The organism is Vreelandella sp. GE22 (assembly GCF_968212445.1).
Genome location: NZ_OZ309110.1, coordinates 2,240,041 through 2,259,058 on the forward strand (window position 1 = coordinate 2,240,041; position 19,018 = coordinate 2,259,058).

Consider the following 19,018-nt stretch of genomic DNA (forward strand, 5'->3'; position numbering starts at 1 on the left):
GTGCTGACTAACGGTGCCTGCAAACGGTGTTTGCCTCATTATCGTCACTGTGGGTAGGGTAACGCCCAAAAGTAATAACCTGAAAGAATTAATAACTATCTTTTTATGCTTTTAAGAACTATATAACGAACAAAACCGTTAAACTTTGACCCGCTCGACCCAGGTTTGCCATTCACCACCGCGGCGAAGCTCCAACACCCGGTAGCCCGGGCGCGAGGCTTGATCGACCGCGAACTCCAGCGCCCCGGGCATGAACTGATCCGCCATGGCCGGGCAGCCGTAAACCCCCATTCGGGTTTCGCCCAGCGTAGGCTGCTGGGCAAACGCCTGGTGAGCGTGGCCAAACAGCACGATTTTGACTTGGGGGTAGGCACTCAGCGCCTGCCAGAAAGCGTCGCGGTCCTTGAGGCCGATCGCGTCCATCCACGCAGCCCCCACATCCACTGGCGGGTGGTGCAGGCCAATGATCGTCGGCGTGTCGCTCTGCTCCAGGCGCTCGACGAAGGCGCTTAGCTGCTCGGCGCCCAGCTCCCCATGAGGCTGGCCCTCGACGTGGGTATCAAGCAGCAGCAAACGCCAATCATCGAGCTCTACCTCGTCGAGCAGCGGGTGGCACTCGGCCATCAGCGCCGGCTGGTCGTGGTTACCAGGGATCCAGAACCAGGGACACGGCAACTGCTCGAGCACCTGGCAAGCATGGGTGTAGGAGGCCAGCGTCTCGTCCTGGCTTATATCGCCGCTGAACAGCACGATGTCCGGGCGCTCGCGGATCACCTGCTCGACGACGCGCTCGAACTGCCGCCAAGGAATACCCGTACGAGAGCGGGCGTTTTTATCGGCATGAAGGTGGGCATCGGTAATCTGAATCAAGCGCATCAGGGGAGCTCGGGAATATCGTAGGCGTGACCGTGAGCCAGCCCGTGGGCCAGCCACTCCCCCAGAAAGCGGTTGAGCTGCAGCTTCTCATCGGGCTGGTGCATTTTGGCGTTGGGGTAGCGGTAGCGCCCGTTGAAGTGGCGCTCGCGCTGAAAGTCGGTGACCTCGGCCATGCGCACATCGTGATACAGGTGCACGCGCATTTTGGGGCCTTCGAGGACGCTGTCCAAAGGCCCGCTCTGGGTCACTTCGACCATCGTGGTGTAAGGGGCCTGCTCCAGCACCGCAAGATGCAGAACCCCCAGATGCTGATCTCTGGTGTGCAGGTTGATATCGCGCTGCTGGCCGGCCTCCATGGTGCCCACCAGGCGCAGCAGACGCGCATAGTTGGCGCTGCACTCCCCTTGCAGGGATTTTAAGTCGGTGACGTAGGCGGCTCTAGCCATCTTCGCTCCTTTCGAATTCGCCAGGGGCGGGGGTTTGGGATGGCGCGGCACGCAGCGACGCGCGCTGGCCATCCAGCCAGTAAAGCGCGATCAAACACATGGCGTTGTCGAGCCGGCCCTGGCCCAAAAGCTCCCAGGCAGCGCTAAAGCTGACCACGTGAACACGAATGTCCTCGTGCTCTTCGGCAAGGCCGTGAATGCCGCCCATGCCGGTGGTATCGACCAACCCACAAAACAGCGTGACCCGTTCGTTGCACGCCCCGGGGCTTGGGTAGTAGGTGTGAAGTTTGGTCAACTCGCCGACCTCGCAGCCCGCCTCTTCCAGAGACTCGCGCCGGGCAACGTCTTCGAGGGATTCGCCTTTCTCGACCAATCCGGCCACCAGTTCGAGCTTCCAGGGCGAGCGCGGATCGTCGATCGCACCGGCGCGAAACTGCTCGACCAGCACCAACGCGTCGCGATGAGGGTCATATAGCAGCACACCCACCGCGTCGAAGCGGCTATGAATTTCGCGGCGCATGCTGTGGCTTTCGCCGCCTTCGAAAAGACGGTGGCGAAGGGTGAGCTCCTCCAGACGGAAAAAGCCCTGATAAAGCGTCTCGCGCTTTTCGAGCGTCACGTCCGAACGGGTTAGCTCGGGTGTGGCAAGCGCGGGGGCAAGCGATGTAGTGAGGCTGGACGCCATAGGGCACTCCCGGTTAGCACAATCGATCCATTATCAATGCTAGATGCCGGGAATGCCAATTTGCGCGCTATTAAAGCGACTGCAGGAAGGTCTGCGCTTCGCGGCGAAGCGCTTCGTCGGAAAGCTGGCGGTTTTCCCGCGCTGTGCCGTCCACCGCGCGTTGGGCGTGCTCCCGCGCTGCCTGGGTATTGCCCTCTTCACTGAGGAAAGTGGCGTAGTAATAGTTCACGTCGATGCCATCCGGGCGGATCTCCAGGGCGCGCTGGAACATGCGCTCAGCGGTGTCACTATTGCCAAAGCCCAGCGGCCGACCCGGCGCGCGGTCATAAAGCGCGCCAAGGGTGACGTAGGCCGAGCCGTTGCCGCCCTGGGGGTCGAGTTCGATGGCGCGCTCGAGCACGCTACGCGCGTCTTTGGCGGTGCCAAGCGCGCCCAGGCCACTGCGCTCGCGGGCGTAGGAAGCGAGTATGATGCCCTCCCATATCAGCACATCGGCTTCGTTGGGGTTTTGCTCGGCCAACGCTTCGGCCTCGCCGCTCAGCGCCTGTAGCGTGCTCTGGCGCTGGTTGGCCGGAAGCTCCGTAATGGTATGTTCCCAGCGGTTGGTTAACGAGAAAAGTTCGTCCTGGTAGGCGCTAACGGCCAACGGCGAAAGGGCCAGCGCCCCGCCCAGGGTCAAAGCCAACAGCCAGCGAGAAGAGTGTGTGCGCATGAAAAGCTCCTTGGTTGTTTTTGTCGCGTACTCGAAATCATCGAAGAGCGGTTGGGATTCAACCGCCCTGCCAAATAATGTAACGAACGTTTGAATGACTCGCCAGAACTTCTATCAGCTCATAACAGCGCTTTGAGCCAGACCCACGCTTTCGCTTAAGCTTTGGCGCACAAACGCAAGGAGAGAACCGTCATGAAAGGCCGCAACATGACCCGCTGGCGCGACCCGGCCAAGGACCCGCGCCAGGAGCCCAAAAGCAACCTGATCACCGCCCAAGGCGCCGAGCGCCTGCGCGGCATTCTCGATCACCTTTCAAGGGTGAAGCGCCCCGCCATCTCCGCCAAGGTAGGGGAAGCCGCCGCCCAAGGCGACCGCTCGGAAAACGCCGACTACACCTACAACAAGAAAGAACTTCACCGGGTGATCGCGCGGATTCGCTATCTCACCAAGCGCCTGGACGAGCTGCAGGTGGTCGACCGCTTGCCGGCCAACACCGACAAGGTCTTTTTCGGCGCGTTTGTCAGCCTGGAAGACGATGACGGTGAGCCGCTGGACATTCGCATCGTCGGCCACGATGAGATCGATACCCAGAAACGCTGGATCAGCGTGGACTCGCCCATGGCCAAGGCGTTGCTTGGCAAGGAAGTCGATGACGAGATCACGGTGCAAACGCCCAGTGGCGAGACGTTCTACCTCGTCTCGGCGATTCACTACGTGCCATGAAACCATCGCGCCGTGAAACCCCGCCGGGGTTTAGCGCCTTGCCAAACCGGCGCGGTATACCTTGAAGCGCCGGTTATCCGCCAGGGTTTCGACATCACTCAGGGCGCGCTGTAAAAGCGGCGGATAGGGTAAAAACGCATTGGCGACCAACATGAGCTGCCCCTGGGGGCTCAAATGCTCGCGGGCCTGCTCGATCAGCCGGGCGCTGGGCCCGTAGCTAATATCGCGCTCCTGATGAAACGGCGGGTTGCTGACGATGACGTCGAACTGCTCGCCCTCGAGTGCCTCGAACACATCGCTTTCGAGCACCCGGGCGCTCAATTCGTTGGCCGCGAGTGTTCGCTGACACGCCTTCACCGCGAAAGCGCTCACGTCCACGGCGGTCACATCAAAACCACGCTTGGCAAGCCAAGCGGTGATGATGCCGTCGCCGCAGCCCATATCGAGCACGCGAAGCGGTTTTTGCGGCAGGTGCTTTTCAAGCTGTTCCAGCAATAGCCGGGTGCCGTCGTCGACCTTGCCGTGGCCGAAGACGCCGGGGTGGCTGACAAGCGCCAGATCTTGCGCTTCGAACGTGGCCCAGGCATTTTCCGGGTCGCTCGCCCCTTGGGTGCGCGTGGTGAACAGCGAACAGCGCCGGGCGTTGTCCAGCTTGTCGCAGGCCATGCCCTGCTCGTCCAGGAATTGGGGCACGCGCTTGATGCCGCCCTGGTGCTCGCCGACGATCGCCACCGCCGTGCCTTCCGGCAGCGTGTGGCAAAGCCACTGTAGCCACCAAAGCCCCAGCTGGTGCGCCTTCGGCCAGAAAAGCACCACTTGGCCGGCGGCCAGATCGATCTCGGCGTCAAAAGGGCTTTTGGCGCTTTTTTGCTGGGCCTGCCAGGCAGTGCGCAGCGCGACGTTATCGCTGACCATGGCCGCCGAACGGTGGATCAGCCAAGCGTCCTCGGGTGGGGCGACGGGGCAAAGCGCGGCCGCGTCACCATAGTAGCGCTCGAGAAGTTGGCAGGCGGGAAGTTGGGCACTCATGAATCGGCCTCGGGTTTGGTTAATGTATAAAGCAAATAGCGCCCCAGTCGCCAATGCGGGTCCTGGCGGCAGTACTGTTTTTCCAGCGCCAGCAGCGTGGCTTGTTCGGTTTCATCCACCGGGGGCGTGCGTAGATAGTCCTGGAAGATGCGAATGCCGGCCACCGCCTGCACCACGAGCCCGCACTCCTCGGCCCACTGGCTGATATCGGCGTGGGTCACCGGGGAGATCGGCGTCAGCCGTTGGCGCTTGCCCTTGCCTTCCAGCTCGTCGCTCAAGGCCTTTTTTAGATTGCCCTTCACGGCGTTGGAGAAGCGCAGCGCGTCGCGGTTGAAGACCATCAGGCTCAGTTGGCCGCCGGGGGCCAGCAAAGCAGCCAGCACGCTCAGTGCCTGGCGGGGCTGACCCAGCCACTCGAGCACCGCGTGGCAGGTGATCAAAGGCCAGGGGCCCGGCGCCTCGCCGGGCAGCGCTTGAAGCGGCGTCTGCAGGTAACGAATGGCCTGCTCGGGCACCGTTTCCCGCGCCTGATGCCACTGGCGGGCGTAGTCGAGCATATCGCCGGAGGGCTCGGCCAGCGTCACGCCGTGGCCGCGCTCGGCGAACCAGGCCGCCTGCTGACCAAGCCCGCCGCCGATGTCCAGCACCGGCTGGCCTTTTAGGGCGAGCATTTGCGGCAACAAGTAGTCCAGCATGGCCAGGCGCAGCTCGCCGCGCGGCGCGTAGTAGAGCGAGCGGGAGAACTTGTCGACCATACCGTCGAAGTAGCGATCCCCCGCCGGGGTCAGTTCATAGATGGAGTGCATGCCTTTCGCCAGATGGCTCTCAAAACAGGCAGTTTACCTTGCATCAAGCACGAACGCTTGTGATGGTGGCCGCTGCGGCCAGGGGGCGAACTGCTCGAGCGCCCCGGCAAGCTGCATGAGGGTTTTATCCTCACCCATGCGCCCCACCACCTGCACGCCCACCGGCAGGCCATTAGCCGCCACGTGCAGCGGCACCGACATTGCCGGCTGGCCGGTCAAATTGGCAAGCTGCGTATAGGGTGTACGGCTTAACGCATCGACGGCCAAACGCTTCAGCATCCCTGCCTTCAAGGCAATCGTTGGAAGGTCCGGAAGCGCCAATAGCGCCATGAGGCGCTCCCGCGCTCGGCTTGGGTAAAGCTCGCCGATACTGGGCGCGGTGTCCGCCGTTACCGGCATCACCATCACATCAAAGCGTTCGTGAAACGCGCTCATTTGTGCCGCCGCGGCGTACCACTCGCGCTTGGCCAGCTCATACTCCCGCGCGCCCAGCTTTGCCCCCAAGCGGCCAATAGCGCGGGTCGCGGGCTCGATGGCCAGCAGGCCAAGCGGTGTATTCGTCGCCCGGCCAAGCCAGACAAGATCCGCCGCCAGATGACCCAAATACAGCGTCAGGTAGCTGTTGGCCAGCGCCTCGCCGTCGACCGGCGGGTCCGCCCACTCCACCTCGTGGCCCATGTCTACCAAGGCCTTGCCCGCCTTCTCGATGGCGGTTTTGACCTCTGGCGAGAGCGTCGTTTCAAGGCCTTTCGAGAACGGCTCGCCCAACGAGAGCGCAATACGCAGCGGCTTGCAGGGCTCAGAAAGCGCTGCCAGGTAACCGGTTTCACGGGCCACCGGGTAGGGGCTTCCCGGCAGCATGCCGTTGATGTGCTCTAAAAGCGCGGCGCTGTCGCGCACGCTGCGGGTCAGCGCGTGTTCGATCACCGCGCCCTGCCATACTTCACCCTGGCCTTGCGCGAGCGGCACCCGCCCGCGGGACGGTTTGAAGCCGAACAGCCCGCAGTAGCTTGCTGGGATTCGCAGCGAGCCGCCGCCGTCGCCCCCCAGCGCCAGCGGCACCATACCGCCGGCCACCGCCGCGGCGGCGCCCCCACTCGAGCCCCCCGGCGAATAGCCCGCGCGCCAGGGGTTTTCCGGGTGCGCAAACGCCCTGGGCTCGGTAATGCCCATCAGGCCAAGCTCCGGCGTGGTGGTTTGGCCTGCAATCACCAACCCCGCCTGGCGCGCCCGGGTGATGATCGGCGCGTCCTGCGTCGCGCGCCAATCCATAAGCGCCGCACTGCCACAGGCCAGCGGCTCGCCGGCCATGCCCATCAAGAGGTCCTTGCTCAGCGTGGGCACGCCGGCAAATACGCCGTCTTCGTTTAGCGAGGCGCTTTCGCGCCGGGCCTGATCGGCGCGGGTTCGCACCACGGCGTGCAGCGCCGGGTTCAACTGTTCGATGGCGCTTAGTGCGCTATCCAACAGCTCTTCACGGCTTACTTCGCGACGGCGAACCAGCTCGGCCAGCCCCAACGCATCGAAGCGCTGATACTCATCCAGGCGCATGCGGTCTCCTTTTTTGTTCGGTAGTGCCGGCTTTTAAAAGGCTCTAACGCTCACTCTACCACTTTAGGCGATCTTGTCTTCGCCTCTCAAAACCACTAGTTTGAAACATCAATGGGAACGTTCCCATCACAGTCATGAATACAGTCATGAATAGAGCCAGCGCATGTCCCAAACGCCACCGCGCGCCACCCTGATCGAAGTGGCCAAGCGCGCCCACACCTCGAAAACCAGCGTGTCGCGCTATTTCGGCCCGGAGCGCGGCAAGCTCTCGGCCGAGCTTTGCGCGCGTATCGAGGCGGCGGCGGGCTCGCTTGGCTACCAGCCCAACCAGATGGCGCGGGGCTTAAAGGGTGGCGGCTCGAAGCTTCTGGGCCTGCTGGTGGCGGATATCCGCAACCCGTTTTCGGTGGCGATTGCCCACGGCGTCGAGCAGGCCGCGCGGGCGCACGGCTACTCGCTGCTCGTCTGCAACACCGATAACGACCCGATTCAGGAGCAGCGCCACCTCGAACTGCTGGCCGGCTACCAGGCCGAGGGCATCATCATCAACGCCACCGGCCAGCCCCAGGCGCAGCTTCTAACGCTCGAGCGCCGCGGCGTGCCGGTGGTACTGCTCGATCGCGAGATTCCCGACTTGGGGGAGCAGGCGATCGGTCTGGATAACGCGCTTGCCATCGATATGGCGCTGGAGCACCTCATCGCCCAAGGGTATCGCTCGCTTTTATACGCAAGCAACGCCCCGGAGGGCGCCAGCGCCCGCCAACAGCGCCTGGCCCGCTTTCAAACCCGGTGCGCCGAGCTTGGCATCAATTCGCGCGCCCTCACCCTTCTCGAGCCTGATGTGATCTCCCAAGCGCTGACCGAGCTGACCGCGACCGCACAAACGCCTTGCGCGGTGCTTTGCGCCAACGGAACCGCCACGCTTGCCGTGGTCGAAACCGTTCAGCGGTTGCGCTTAATACTCGGGCCGCTGGGGCTGATGGGCATCGACGAGCTCGACTGGTGCGCGCTGATGACCCCGAGCATCACTACCCTTGCCCAACCCTGTGATGCGATAAGCCGCGCCGCGGTGGCCCGGCTGTTAACGCCCGACGCCCCCATCGACTATTGCCATGCGCCGCGTTTGATCCCCCGCGGCAGCACCGTTTTAACCCACCCTTTACCGACCGCTGGAGCACTACATGGCTAACACCGCCTCAACCGATTCATCGCCGAGCGTACTGACCTTTGGCGAAGCCATGGGCATGCTGGTCGCCGACACACCGGGGCCGCTTTCGTCCATCGAGCACTTTCACCGCCGCCTGGCCGGCGCGGACAACAACGTCGCCATCGGTCTTTCACGGCTGGGCTACTCGGTGGGCTGGCTAAGCCGGGTCGGCCAGGACAGCTTCGGTGACTTCATTCGCCAAACGCTTGAAGCCGAAGGCATCGACGCGCGCTACATTCATACCGACACCCAACACCCCACCGGACTCATGTTCAAGGAGCGCGCCGAAGGTGGCGCCGACCCGCGGGTGGAGTATTTTCGCCGGGGCAGCGCCGCCAGCCACCTGGCAGTAGAAGATGCGCAAAGCATCGACTTCGCCGCACTCACTCACCTGCACGCCACCGGTATTACCCCGGCGCTTTCGGAAAGCGCCCAGGACTTGACGCGTCACCTGATGCAAAAGGCGCGCGCCGGCGGGGCGAGCGTTTCGTTCGACCCGAACCTGCGCCCCTCGCTTTGGCAAAGCGAAGACGTGATGCGTGACACCTTGAATGAACTCGCTCGCCATGCAGACTGGGTACTGCCGGGGCTCTCGGAAGGCCAACTGCTGACCGGCGAGCAGGAGCCCTCGGCAATAGCCGATTTCTATCTCGAGCGCGGCGCCAAAGCGGTCATCATCAAGCTCGGCCCGGAGGGCAGCTACTACCGGGGCCATTTGGGCGGCCAGCTTGAAAGCCTGCACGTGGCGGGCCAGCCAGTGGCCAACGTGGTGGACACCGTCGGCGCGGGGGATGGTTTCGCGGTGGGTACGATCAGCGCACTGCTCGATGGCTTATCGCCCCAACAGGCGCTTGCCCGTGGTAATTTGGTCGGTGCCCAGGCGGTGCAGGTCGTCGGCGATATGGAAGGCCTGCCCACCCGCGAACAGCTTCAGGCGCTGGAGCGCTGAACCGACAACAACGCACGCAAGGAAACCGCATGAGTAAAACTGTTATCGTGATGGGTACGCTGAGCGACAGCCAATGGGCCGAACTCGAAAAGCACTTCGAGTTGATCGAACTGGCCAAGCCGCTGGATTTCCAGGCACCCAAAACCCTTGATGCCCTCTCCCGCGCCCACGCCCTGATCGGCTCGGGCCTGCCCATCACCACCGAGCTACTCGACGCCGCGCCGAAGCTCGAGGTGGTCGCGACCATTTCCGTGGGCTACGACAACATCCCGGTGGACGAGCTCACAAGGCGCAACATCCTGCTTTGCAACACGCCAGACGTGCTGACGGAAACCACCGCGGATACCGGCTTTACGCTTCTGATGGCCACCGCCCGGCGCGTGGTGGAACTGGCCACCTGGGTGAAAGCGGGCGCCTGGGAGGCGAGCATCGGCCCGGACCTTTACGGCAGCGACGTGCACGGCAAGACGTTGGGCATGGTGGGGTTTGGCCGCATCGGCCAGGCGATTGGCCGGCGCGGGGCGCTTGGCTTTGGCATGAAGGTGCTCTACTCCAACGCCTCTCCCAAGCCCGATGTAGAAAGTGAATTAGGCGCCGAGCGGCGCGAACTCGAGCAGTTGCTCGCCGAGTCGGATTTCGTCTGCCTGACCGTGCCCTTGACCGAACAAACCGAAAAGCTCATCGGCGAGAAGGAGCTTTCGCAAATGAAGCGCACGGGCATTTTGATCAACATCGCCCGCGGCAAGGTGGTCGACGAAGGGGCGCTAATCAATGCGCTGGAAAGCGGCGTGATTCAGGCAGCGGGACTGGACGTATTCGAGCAGGAGCCGCTTTCCGACACCTCACCGCTGCCCGGCATGGCCAACGTGGTCGCCCTCCCCCACATCGGCTCCGCCACCCTCGAAACCCGTGCCGCCATGGCCCAGCGGGCGGTGGACAACGTGCGCCTGGCGCTCACCGGCGAGCGGCCGATTAGCCTGGTCAACGAAGAGGCGTGGAAAACGGCGTAGCCGGTCTGTACTCATCACCAGCCCTCACCCTGGTACTCACCACCAGACAAGCGCCTTCGGGCGCTTTTTTTATGCCCACTCCAAGGGTTAACCCTCGACCAATGTCTCAATTGACCTGGCGATCAATCCCGCTAAGCTAACCAACAATCAAATATAAAAATAACTTTTATATTTGAACAGCGCTTCACAACAACATCACAATAACGCTATTGGAGAGTTCGTTATGCGCCCTTACCTGTCAGTCATTGCCACCCTTGCCCTGGGAGCCAGCTTCCCTCTTCTCGCCGCGGACTACACCTTCAAGTACGCGCACTCACAAACCGACGATGCGCCGCGCTCGGAGTCCATGCGCTTCTTCAAGGAGACCCTCGAAGAGCGCAGTGACGGGCGCATCGCGGTGGAGCTCTACTTCAACGGCACCCTTGGCAAGGAAGAAGACGTTCTCCAGCAGGTGCAGATGGGCCTCATCCAGGGCTATCGCGGCGGGCTCTTCGCCCAGGCCAACCCGGCCTACCTGATCTACGCCATGCCGTTTCTCTTCGAGACGCCGGAAGAAGCTATCGAGGTGATGCAAAGCGAGCTGGGCCAGGCCATCGATGCCGATGCGCGCGCCAGCCAGCTGCATATTCCGGTGACCGGCGTGGCCGGAGGCATGCGTCAGCTCACCAATAACGTGCGCGCCGTCAACGAAGTCGCCGACCTGCGGGGCATGAAGATCCGTACGCCGCCGCTGGCGCCCACCCTGCGGGCTTTCGAGGCGCTGGGCGCATCGCCCCAGCAGGTACCCTATACCGAAACCTATATGGCGCTGCGTACGGGCGTGGTCGACGGCCAGGAAAACCCGCCATCGAACATCGCCGATATGAAGTTCAACGAAGCGCAGGAGTACCTGACACTGCTGAACTGGCAGATCCATCCCGACCCGTTCTTCATCAGCGCTCAGTGGTACGACCAGCTCCCCGAAGAGATGCAGACGCTGGTCGACGAAGTGGCGGTGGAAACCATGACGCGCTCCAACGAACTCTGGCTCGCCTCCGAGGCGAACTACCTCGAGACCCTGGGTGAGTCCATGGAGATCAACGAACTCAGCGATACCTCGCGCCAGAGCTTCGTCGAGGCGGTAGTACCGGTTTGGGAGTTCTTCGTCGAACGGGGTGATTTCAGCCGTGAACAGCTCGATGCGGTGCTGGCCCAAACCGGTCATGGCGAAGGGCAGGAGTAATGAGCCAGCCGTCGTCGCTTCAAGACGTGGCAAGCGATACGCCAGGCATGCGTATCGTTAGACGCGCCGCTGCCCTGCTCGAGAATCTGATCGCCGCGCTGGTGGCGGCGATCTTTCTGCTTTGCTTCACGCTGGTGGTGCTTCGCTATCTGTTTGGGATTGGCTTTGCCGGTGCCGAGGAGTTGATGCGTTTTCTGTTCGTCTATTCCACTGCGCTGGGCGCCTCTGTCGCCATATTGCGCGGCGAACACATTCGCATCAGTGTCTTCGTCGAGCGCCTGCCGCCGGTCTATCTGAAAGCGGTCGATAGCCTACGTCACCTGCTGGTCGTGCTCTTCAATGGATACCTTGCCTGGCTTAGCCTTGGCTGGATCGGCCAGGTGGGCCGTTTTCGCTCCGCAGTGCTCGACGTGCCCAACTGGGTCGTGCAGATCAGCGTCCCCATCGGGGCGGTTCTGGTCATTTTGTTCTCGCTGGCCGTACTGGTCGGTGGAGAACGCCCCGCTACCCGGCGTGACGGCGCTCAGGAGGCCCAGGCATGACGCTTCTACTGATCGCGCTCTTCGCGCTCTTGCTGATCGGCGTTCCCATCGCCTACTCCCTGGGGCTATCGGGGCTGCTCTACTTCATCGTGCTACAGCCCAACCTGATCGGCGTACTGCCCCAGCGGGTGCTGTCGGGTATGGATACCTACACCATGATCGCCCTGCCACTGTTCATTCTCATGGGGCTGATCATGAACGCCTCGGGGATCACGACGCGGTTGATCGACTTCTGTTTGATGCTCGTGGGCCGCTTCCCTGGCGGGCTTGGCCACGTCAACATCTCGACCTCGATGATCTTCGGGGGTATTTCGGGCTCGTCGGTGTCGGATACCGCCTCGGTGGGCTCGGCCATGATTCCCGAGATGACACGCAAGGGCTATTCGACCGAGACAGCGAGCGGCATCACCGTGGCCTCCTCGACCATGGGCATGATCATTCCGCCTAGCGTGCCGATGGTCATCTATGCGGTCACCGCGCAGCAGTCCATCGGCACGATGTTTTTGGCAAGCCTGCTACCGGGGCTCATGATCGGACTCTTCATGATGGGCGTGATCGCGCTGATGGCGGGTCGTCACGGCTATCCGCGCGCTCACGCCGGCTTGAGCGCCACCGAAAAGCGCCTGGTCATCCAGCGTTCGGTACTTGCGCTGCTGATTCCGGTCTTCGTGGTGGGCGCGGTGGTCGGCGGAGTGGCGACGGCCACGGAGTCCGCGGCCATCGGCGTTGGCTACGCTTTGTTTCTGGGGCTGGTGGTTTTTCGCAGTCTGACGCTTCGCGAGCTACCGGCGCTTTTGCGCTCGGCGGTCATGACCAGCGCGACGGTCATGATCATCATCGCCATGAGCCAGCTCTACGTCTGGATCCTGACCATGGAGCAGGTTCCGCAACTACTCGCGGGCTACCTGGGTGGGCTCGAACTTTCACCCTTCATGCTGCTGCTGGTCGTGGCCCTGGCGGTGCTGTTCATCGGTACCTTCGTCGACGTGACCCCGGCCATCCTGCTCATCACGCCGGTGGTGCTGCCGATTCTGGTCGCCGCCGGCATCTCGCCGGTGCAGTTCGGAGTGCTCTTGATCAGCGGTTTGGCCATAGGACTCGTGACGCCGCCCGTCGGCATGTGCCTAAACGTTTGCTCATCGATCACCGGGCTCTCCATCGGCCGTATTTTCCGGGGCGCCCTGCCGTTTCTGCTGGCCAACGTGCTGGTCATGCTACTCGTCATGAGCATACCCGCGCTTACCCTGTGGCCCCTCATGTTCTTCTCTTGAGGCGTTTGTTTAGCCGTTTTTTATCGATACCCGCCCATCGAGGCAAAAGGAGCTTACATGGACATTCTTCAAGCCGTTCACGAAGACCACTTCAAGACCCTGGATACCCAGGGCCTGCGCGACAAAATGCTGGTAACACAGATCATGTGCCCGGGGGAGCTCAAGCTGACCTACAGCCACGTCGACCGCATCATCATCGGCGGCGCGGTACCCACACAAGGCTCGCTCACCCTTGGCGATGGCAAGGAACTCGGCGTTGCTTACTTCCTCGAGCGCCGTGAAATGGGCGTCATCAACATCGGCGCCCCGGGGCGGATCGTGGTCGATGGCGAAAGCGTCGCGCTCGGGCGCCATCACGGCCTCTACATTCCCAAGGAGAGCCGGGACGTGCGTTTTGAAAGCGATGACCCAGCCGATCCGGCGCGCTTTTACATCAACTCGGCTCCGGCCCACGTGCGCTTGGCCCTTCGCCACATCCGCCCCGAGGATGCCTCGCCCATGACCCTGGGCGACCCGGCTACGGGCAACGTGCGCACCATCAACAAGTACCTGCACGCCGACGTTCTCGAGACCTGCCAGCTCTCCATGGGGCTGACCGAACTCGACGCGGGCAGCATGTGGAATACCATGCCCTGCCACACCCACGAGCGTCGCATGGAGGTTTATTTTTATTTCAACCTGGCCGAGGACGACGTGGTTTTCCACCTGTGCGGCAAACCCGAGGAAAGCCGTCACATCGTGGTCGCCAACGAGCAGGCGGTGATTCATCCCAGTTGGTCGATTCACTGTGGTTTCGGCACCCGCCGCTACACGTTCATCTGGGGTATGTGCGGCGAGAACCTTACCTACGACGACATGGACTTCGTTGCCACTCGCGACCTGCGTTAAGCCAGGCCGCTTATCCACCAAGGAGACGACATGGAGCTTTTTTCTCTCGAAGGCCGGACCGCCATGGTGACCGGCTGCAACAAGGGTCTGGGACAAGGGATCGCCATTGCCTTGGCCCAGGCGGGGGCCGACATCGTCGGCGTCAACCGTAGCCCCGCCACCGAGACCGCCCAGCGCGTTACGGCACTGGGCCAGCGCTTTCATGGCGTCGAGGCGGAGCTTGGCCGGTCCCGCCCCGAAGACATCGTCGGTCAGGCGCTCGAGCAAGCAAGCCAGATCGATATCCTGGTCAACAACGCCGGGATGATCCGCCGGGCGAACGCGTTGGACTTCACCGAGCAGGACTGGGACGAGGTAATCGACGTCAACCTGAAGTCGGTGTTCTTTTTGAGCCAGTGCATCGCCCGGCATCTGCGCGAGCGCGAAAGCGGCGGTAAGATCGTCAATATCGCCTCGTTGCTGTCGTTTCAGGGCGGCGTGCGCGTGCCTTCCTATACGGCCAGCAAAAGTGGCCTCATGGGGCTCACTCGGCTGCTGGCCAACGAGTGGGCCGCCCACGATATCAACGTCAACGCAATCGCCCCGGGCTACATGGCAACGGACAACACCCAGGCCCTGCGCGACGACCCGAAACGCCATGACGAAATTCTCGGTCGCATTCCCGCGGGGCGCTGGGGCACGCCGGAAGACCTGGCCGGCGCTGTGGTATTCTTGTGCTCCGACGCGGCGCGCTACGTACACGGCCATACCCTGGCGGTGGACGGTGGCTGGCTTGCCCGCTAAGACGAACACCCAAAGGCCCCCCCCCGATAAAACGACGATGAAAGGAAGCGGTATGAAGGACAAGGCGGAGACCCATTATCACGCGCCTGCACTGGAGAAGGGGCTGGATATTCTGGAGCTGCTCGCCCAGTCGTCCCAACCGTTGAGTACCCAGGTGATTGCCGAGCAGATCGGGCGCAAGACCAACGAGATGTATCGTATGCTGATGGTGCTGCGCGATCGCGGCTACGTGGCCATGGATGAAAGCGGCAGCCGCTACCAGCTATCGCTCAAGATGTTCGAGATGGCGCACCGCTTCCCGCCGACCAAGCGCCTGGTACAAGCGGCCATACCGCGCATGGAGGCGCTTTGCTACGAAATCTCGCAATCCTGCCACCTGAGCGTGCTACGCCCCGGACACCTGTTGGTCGTCGCCCAGTACGAGAACCCGGACAAGATGGGGTTCAGCCTGCGCCTGGGTGCCCAGATCGACATTTGGGGGTCGGGCTCCGGCGCGGTGATGCTTAGCTTTCTCGACGAAGCGCGACGCGAACGCATGCTCGAGGCCAGCGGGGCCACGGATGAGGAAGCCGAGCGCACCCGCGCGCTTTTCTCCACTATTCGCCACCAGGGCTACTTCGTCGGCCCGAGCCCCCAGGTGCAAGGCCTGACCAACATTAGCTTCCCGATATTCGGCGTGCACGAGTCCATCGAAGCGGTCATCACCATTCCCTACCTGACCCTGATTCCCGAGGCCATGCACCGCGACGTCCCGGACATCGAGCGCTGCCGGGCACTGCTCGGGGAGCTCGCCGCGGCCCTCTCGGCGGACATCGGTGGGGCAGCGAGTAACGCTTCCTGCTAGGATAGAATATTTGCTCATTTGACCGAGGCCGCCATGAACGCTCCCCTGTGTTTACTCTTCGACTCCGACGGCACGCTGGTGGATAGCGAAATACTGCTGGCCGAGGTGATGGGCGAGATTCTGCCTGAGTGCGGTCTCCCCTTTTCGGCCCGCCAGTACATGGAAGAGTTTCGCGGTGTGCGCTTTCAGAGCATCGTCGAGGCGCTGGAAGGCCGCTTTCAGCCGTTGACGCCAGAAGCGTTCACCACGCTCGAAGCGGGTATGCGCTCGCGTATGGAGGCCCGTATGCGCGCCGAACTTCAACCGGTAGCCGGTATACCGCAGGCGCTTGAGGCGCTAAGCGGGCATCCCAAGGCGGTGGTCTCTAACGGGCCCGAGCGCAAGATTCGCTGCGCCCTGGAGAGCACCGGGCTCGAGCATTACTTTGCCGGCAAGCTCTTTAGTGCCTATACCTTGAACGTCTGGAAGCCGGATCCAGCGCTTTATTTAAAGGCCGCTGCCGCCATGGGCTACCCGCCCAGCGAATGCGTGGTGATCGACGATGCGGCGGTGGGCGTAGAAGCGGGCCTGGCGGCGGGGATGCAGGTGATTCACCTGAACCATTTCCCCGACGAAGAGCGCGCCCCCGAAGGCGCCATCGAGATTCAACACGCAAGCGAGCTGCCCGGTATCATTGCCGGGTTGAAAGGGATGTCTCCCGCTTGACGTAAAACCGCTGGCGTTTCGCTAGCAACAAAAAAGCCCCGCATGACGTAAATTCAGACGGGGCTTTTTTCGCCGGGTAGCGCAGCTACCTGGCAGTCAACTGCCGCACGGCGACCTCGACCCCACGAAGCTCGGAAAGGCCGCGTAGGCGTCCGTAAAGCGGGTACCCCGGGGCGGTGGCGCGTGCCTGGTCATCCAGAATATGGTGGCCGTGGTCCGGGCGAAGGGGAAGGCGTGCCCCGCCTTCGCGTTCGCGCCGGCGCTCCTCCTCTACCAGCGCCTGGATCACCCCGACCATATCCACGTCGCCTGCCAGGTGCGGCGCCTCATGGAAGCTTCGCGCATCCTGGGCTTCGCGTTTCGTCGCGCGCAGGTGGGCAAAGTGGATGTGCGGGCCGAAGTGGCGCGCCATCGCCACCAGGGCGTTATCCTCGCGCACCCCGTAAGAGCCGGTGCAGAAGGTAATGCCGTTGGCGGGGCTGGGTACGCAGTTCACCACCCACTGGGCATCGTCCTGGGTCGATACCACCCGGGGAAGGCCCAACAGCGGCCGGGGTGGGTCGTCCGGGTGAATCGCCATGCGAATGCCGACCTCTTCGGCGACCGGTATCACTGCGCGCAGAAAGTAGCCCAGGTTCTCGCGCAGTGTTTCTGCGTCGATGGCCGCGTAGCCCGCCAGGGCCTCGCGAAACTGCGCCAGGGTATAGTGCTCCTCGGCGCCGGGCAGCCCCGCAATGAGCGTATCGATCAGCTTGTCGCGGCCCGTCTGATCCAGCGATTCAAGATACGCCTGGGCATCACGTTGCTCTTGCTCGCTGTACTCGCTCTCGGCACCGGGGCGCTCGAGCAAGTAAAGGTCGAACGCCGCAAACGCGGTTTGATCGAAACGCAGCGCCCGTGCTCCATCGGCCAGCGCATAGGTCAGGTCGGTGCGCGTCCAGTCGAGAATCGGCATGAAGTTATAGCAGACGACATCGATCCCGCAGGCGGCCAGATTTTTGAGCGTTTGGCAGTAGGTCTCGATGAGTTCATCACGCGCGGGCAGGCCCTTCTTCACGGCCTCGGGGACCGGTACGCTTTCGACCACCGACCAGGAAAGCCCTTCCGCCTCGATCATCGCCTTGCGTTCGCTGATCGCCTCGACCGACCAGACCTGGTCGTTGGGAATGCCGTGCAGGGCGGTGACGATGCCACTCGCGCCGGTCTGACGAATCTCGCTGAGTTGGATCGGGTCGTTTGGTCCGAACCAGCGCCAGGTATGTTCCATGCTGTGTCCTTATAGCGAGCGCTAGTTAGTGCTCAAGATGTGCAAGCGCGTGTTCGACGCCGTGTTCGGTCAATGTACGGTAGGCCTCGACGACCTGGCGCTTGAACGCCTCATGGTCCGCGAGGGCCTTGGGCATCACCACCTCCAGTGCGAAGAAGGCGTCGACCAGCGCAGCGGCGTCCGCGTTGCGTTCATGAAGCGATGCCAGCTTCTCGGCCATCGGGTCTTCGACACTGAATGCTTGACCAGAGAGCGTGGTGCCCTGGGTATAGCGAATCCAGGCGGCCAGGCCCAGTGCGACGCACGCGGTGCTGCGACCGGCGGCCAGGTTGGCCTCGACCACCTGCAGCCAACGCTGGGGCAGTTTCTGGCTGCCGTCCATGGCGATCTGCTGCAGGCGGTGGCGCAGGCTGTCGTTGGCAAAGCGCGCCAGTAGCGAATCCGCGTAGGCGTTCAAGTCGATCTCGTCGGGCATATCCAGCGTCGGGGCGGCCTCCTCGCGCATATAGCGGCTCAAAAGCGCCTTGAATGCCTCGATTTGCACGGCATCGAACACGGTTTCGATATCGCCCAGCGCGCCGAGATAGGCCAAGAGCGAGTGGCTGCCGTTGAGCATGCGCAGCTTCATGGTTTCGAACGGCGCAACGTCCGACACCATGGTCACGCCCTCCTCTTCCCAGCTCGGGCGGCCGGCGGGGAAGTGATCCTCGACGACCCACTGGGAGAACGCCTCGCACACCACGGCGTTGCCATCGTCAACGCCCAGCGCCTTGAGCGCGGTGAAGTCCTGCTCGGTCATGGCCGGCACGATCCGGTCGACCATGCTGCAGGGAAACGCCACGCTATCCAGAATCCACTCGGCCAGGGCAGTGTCGTTTGTCCGGGCAAGCTGCGCCACGGCCTGACGGGTGCGCTGGCCGTTGTCCGGCATGTTGTCGCAGGAGAGCACGGTAAACGGTGCAACCCCCGCCGCCCGACGGCGCTTTAGCGCCTCGACCAAAATACCCGGCGCGGTGCGTGGCGCCCCGGGCGTGGCGATATCCGCCTGGATCATCGGGTCGTCTGTCAAAAGCTCGCCGCTTGCCGGGTTGAGAAAGTAACCCTTCTCGGTCACGGTGAGTGTGACGATGCGCGTATCCACCTGGCTCAAGCGCTCGAGCAGCGCCTCCAGGTCGCGCCCCCACGCGCCTTCTTTGGCCTGGCCTGTGAACAGCGCCTCTTCGATAACCCCCACTTCACGCAGCGTTACGCTGTCGCTGTCCTGGTACTCGGCCACGTGGTAGCGAAAGTCCGCCTTGCGCAGCGCATCGACCAGATCGACGCTTTTGCGCAGGTTCGCCGCACTTACGCCCCACTGAGTGTCACCGGTGCGGTGTCGATAGCGCTCGAGATAAACGGCCTGGTGGGCGCGATGAAACGCGCCCAGGCCGAGATGGACGATGCCGATTTGGCCCGCGGCCTGAACCGCTTTAATGGTTTGCATGCTCAATGCCGTCCCCTCT

At 62.8% G+C, this 19,018-nt stretch carries 20 protein-coding genes; 11 read left to right on the forward strand and 9 right to left on the reverse strand.

Annotated features, from left to right (window positions below):
- Nucleotides 1-138: 138 nt before the first annotated feature.
- The 4 genes from ACWHRL_RS10725 to ACWHRL_RS10740 form a co-directional block, all read right to left on the reverse strand.
- Nucleotides 139-876 carry a metallophosphoesterase gene (locus ACWHRL_RS10725; RefSeq protein WP_447893631.1) on the reverse strand — a complete coding sequence of 246 codons (738 nt, stop codon included), beginning with the start codon at nucleotides 874-876 and terminating at the stop codon, nucleotides 139-141.
- Nucleotides 876-1,322: a DUF1249 domain-containing protein gene (locus ACWHRL_RS10730; protein WP_447893632.1), complete on the reverse strand. Its 447-nt coding sequence runs from the start codon at nucleotides 1,320-1,322 to the stop codon at nucleotides 876-878. The genes ACWHRL_RS10725 and ACWHRL_RS10730 overlap by 1 nt, the downstream gene beginning before the upstream one ends.
- Nucleotides 1,315-2,007: an NUDIX domain-containing protein gene (locus tag ACWHRL_RS10735; protein WP_447893633.1), complete on the reverse strand. Its 693-nt coding sequence runs from the start codon at nucleotides 2,005-2,007 to the stop codon at nucleotides 1,315-1,317. Before ACWHRL_RS10735 ends, ACWHRL_RS10730 begins: the two co-directional genes overlap by 8 nt.
- A 70-nt stretch (nucleotides 2,008-2,077) precedes the next feature.
- Nucleotides 2,078-2,719 (reverse strand): TRAP transporter TatT component family protein, encoded by a 642-nt coding sequence (locus ACWHRL_RS10740; protein ID WP_447529136.1) that lies wholly within the window; start codon nucleotides 2,717-2,719, stop codon nucleotides 2,078-2,080.
- 192 nt (nucleotides 2,720-2,911) lie between these two features.
- Between ACWHRL_RS10740 and greB the strand changes: the two genes are divergently transcribed.
- Entirely contained in the window at nucleotides 2,912-3,442 is a 531-nt protein-coding gene (gene greB / locus ACWHRL_RS10745) for a transcription elongation factor GreB (protein ID WP_447893634.1), read from the forward strand.
- A gap of 30 nt (nucleotides 3,443-3,472) precedes the next feature.
- Here greB and ACWHRL_RS10750 read toward each other — a convergent pair whose 3' ends face one another.
- Genes ACWHRL_RS10750 through ACWHRL_RS10760 form a run of 3 tightly spaced genes read right to left on the reverse strand, consistent with a single transcriptional unit; the run spans nucleotide 3,473 to nucleotide 6,828 of the window.
- The gene (locus ACWHRL_RS10750; protein ID WP_447893635.1) at nucleotides 3,473-4,471 is read right to left on the reverse strand and encodes a methyltransferase; all 999 of its coding nucleotides are present in this window, start codon (nucleotides 4,469-4,471) and stop codon (nucleotides 3,473-3,475) included.
- A complete protein-coding gene (locus ACWHRL_RS10755; protein ID WP_447893636.1) occupies nucleotides 4,468-5,277 on the reverse strand; it encodes a methyltransferase domain-containing protein in 810 nt (269 codons plus the stop codon). Before ACWHRL_RS10755 ends, ACWHRL_RS10750 begins: the two co-directional genes overlap by 4 nt.
- Before the next feature lie 33 nt (nucleotides 5,278-5,310).
- A complete protein-coding gene (locus ACWHRL_RS10760) occupies nucleotides 5,311-6,828 on the reverse strand; it encodes an amidase (RefSeq protein ID WP_447893637.1) in 1,518 nt (505 codons plus the stop codon).
- 163 nt (nucleotides 6,829-6,991) lie between these two features.
- Between ACWHRL_RS10760 and ACWHRL_RS10765 the strand changes: the two genes are divergently transcribed.
- The 10 genes from ACWHRL_RS10765 to ACWHRL_RS10810 all read left to right on the forward strand — a co-directional run bounded on the left by ACWHRL_RS10765 (nucleotide 6,992) and on the right by ACWHRL_RS10810 (nucleotide 16,249).
- Nucleotides 6,992-8,017 carry a substrate-binding domain-containing protein gene (locus ACWHRL_RS10765; RefSeq protein WP_447893638.1) on the forward strand — a complete coding sequence of 342 codons (1,026 nt, stop codon included), beginning with the start codon at nucleotides 6,992-6,994 and terminating at the stop codon, nucleotides 8,015-8,017.
- Nucleotides 8,010-8,984 carry a sugar kinase gene (locus ACWHRL_RS10770; protein WP_447893639.1) on the forward strand — a complete coding sequence of 325 codons (975 nt, stop codon included), beginning with the start codon at nucleotides 8,010-8,012 and terminating at the stop codon, nucleotides 8,982-8,984. The genes ACWHRL_RS10765 and ACWHRL_RS10770 overlap by 8 nt, the downstream gene beginning before the upstream one ends.
- A 29-nt stretch (nucleotides 8,985-9,013) precedes the next feature.
- Nucleotides 9,014-9,994: a 2-hydroxyacid dehydrogenase gene (locus tag ACWHRL_RS10775; RefSeq protein WP_447893640.1), complete on the forward strand. Its 981-nt coding sequence runs from the start codon at nucleotides 9,014-9,016 to the stop codon at nucleotides 9,992-9,994.
- Nucleotides 9,995-10,217: 223 nt separating this feature from the next.
- On the forward strand, nucleotides 10,218-11,216 hold the full coding sequence (locus ACWHRL_RS10780; protein ID WP_447893641.1) for a TRAP transporter substrate-binding protein: 999 nt from the start codon (nucleotides 10,218-10,220) through the stop codon (nucleotides 11,214-11,216).
- Nucleotides 11,216-11,758, forward strand: a complete 543-nt coding sequence (locus ACWHRL_RS10785) for a TRAP transporter small permease (protein ID WP_447893643.1) — start codon at nucleotides 11,216-11,218, stop codon at nucleotides 11,756-11,758. Before ACWHRL_RS10780 ends, ACWHRL_RS10785 begins: the two co-directional genes overlap by 1 nt.
- A complete protein-coding gene (locus ACWHRL_RS10790) occupies nucleotides 11,755-13,029 on the forward strand; it encodes a TRAP transporter large permease (protein ID WP_447893644.1) in 1,275 nt (424 codons plus the stop codon). The genes ACWHRL_RS10785 and ACWHRL_RS10790 overlap by 4 nt, the downstream gene beginning before the upstream one ends.
- A 57-nt stretch (nucleotides 13,030-13,086) precedes the next feature.
- Nucleotides 13,087-13,917: a 5-dehydro-4-deoxy-D-glucuronate isomerase gene (kduI, locus tag ACWHRL_RS10795; RefSeq protein WP_447893645.1), complete on the forward strand. Its 831-nt coding sequence runs from the start codon at nucleotides 13,087-13,089 to the stop codon at nucleotides 13,915-13,917.
- Between the two features lie 30 nt (nucleotides 13,918-13,947).
- On the forward strand, nucleotides 13,948-14,700 hold the full coding sequence (gene kduD / locus ACWHRL_RS10800; protein ID WP_447893646.1) for a 2-dehydro-3-deoxy-D-gluconate 5-dehydrogenase KduD: 753 nt from the start codon (nucleotides 13,948-13,950) through the stop codon (nucleotides 14,698-14,700).
- Nucleotides 14,701-14,752: 52 nt separating this feature from the next.
- Nucleotides 14,753-15,544, forward strand: a complete 792-nt coding sequence (locus ACWHRL_RS10805; RefSeq protein ID WP_447893647.1) for an IclR family transcriptional regulator — start codon at nucleotides 14,753-14,755, stop codon at nucleotides 15,542-15,544.
- Nucleotides 15,545-15,577: 33 nt separating this feature from the next.
- A complete protein-coding gene (locus ACWHRL_RS10810; RefSeq protein WP_447893648.1) occupies nucleotides 15,578-16,249 on the forward strand; it encodes an HAD family hydrolase in 672 nt (223 codons plus the stop codon).
- A gap of 85 nt (nucleotides 16,250-16,334) precedes the next feature.
- On the opposite strand, the gene uxuA is transcribed toward ACWHRL_RS10810, so the two are convergent.
- Together uxuA and ACWHRL_RS10820 are read right to left on the reverse strand one after the other, a co-directional pair.
- Nucleotides 16,335-17,516, reverse strand: coding sequence for a mannonate dehydratase (uxuA, locus tag ACWHRL_RS10815; RefSeq protein WP_447893649.1), 1,182 nt, complete (start codon nucleotides 17,514-17,516; stop codon nucleotides 16,335-16,337).
- A gap of 25 nt (nucleotides 17,517-17,541) precedes the next feature.
- Entirely contained in the window at nucleotides 17,542-18,999 is a 1,458-nt protein-coding gene (locus ACWHRL_RS10820; RefSeq protein WP_447893651.1) for a mannitol dehydrogenase family protein, read from the reverse strand.
- Between the last annotated feature and the right edge of the window lie 19 nt (nucleotides 19,000-19,018).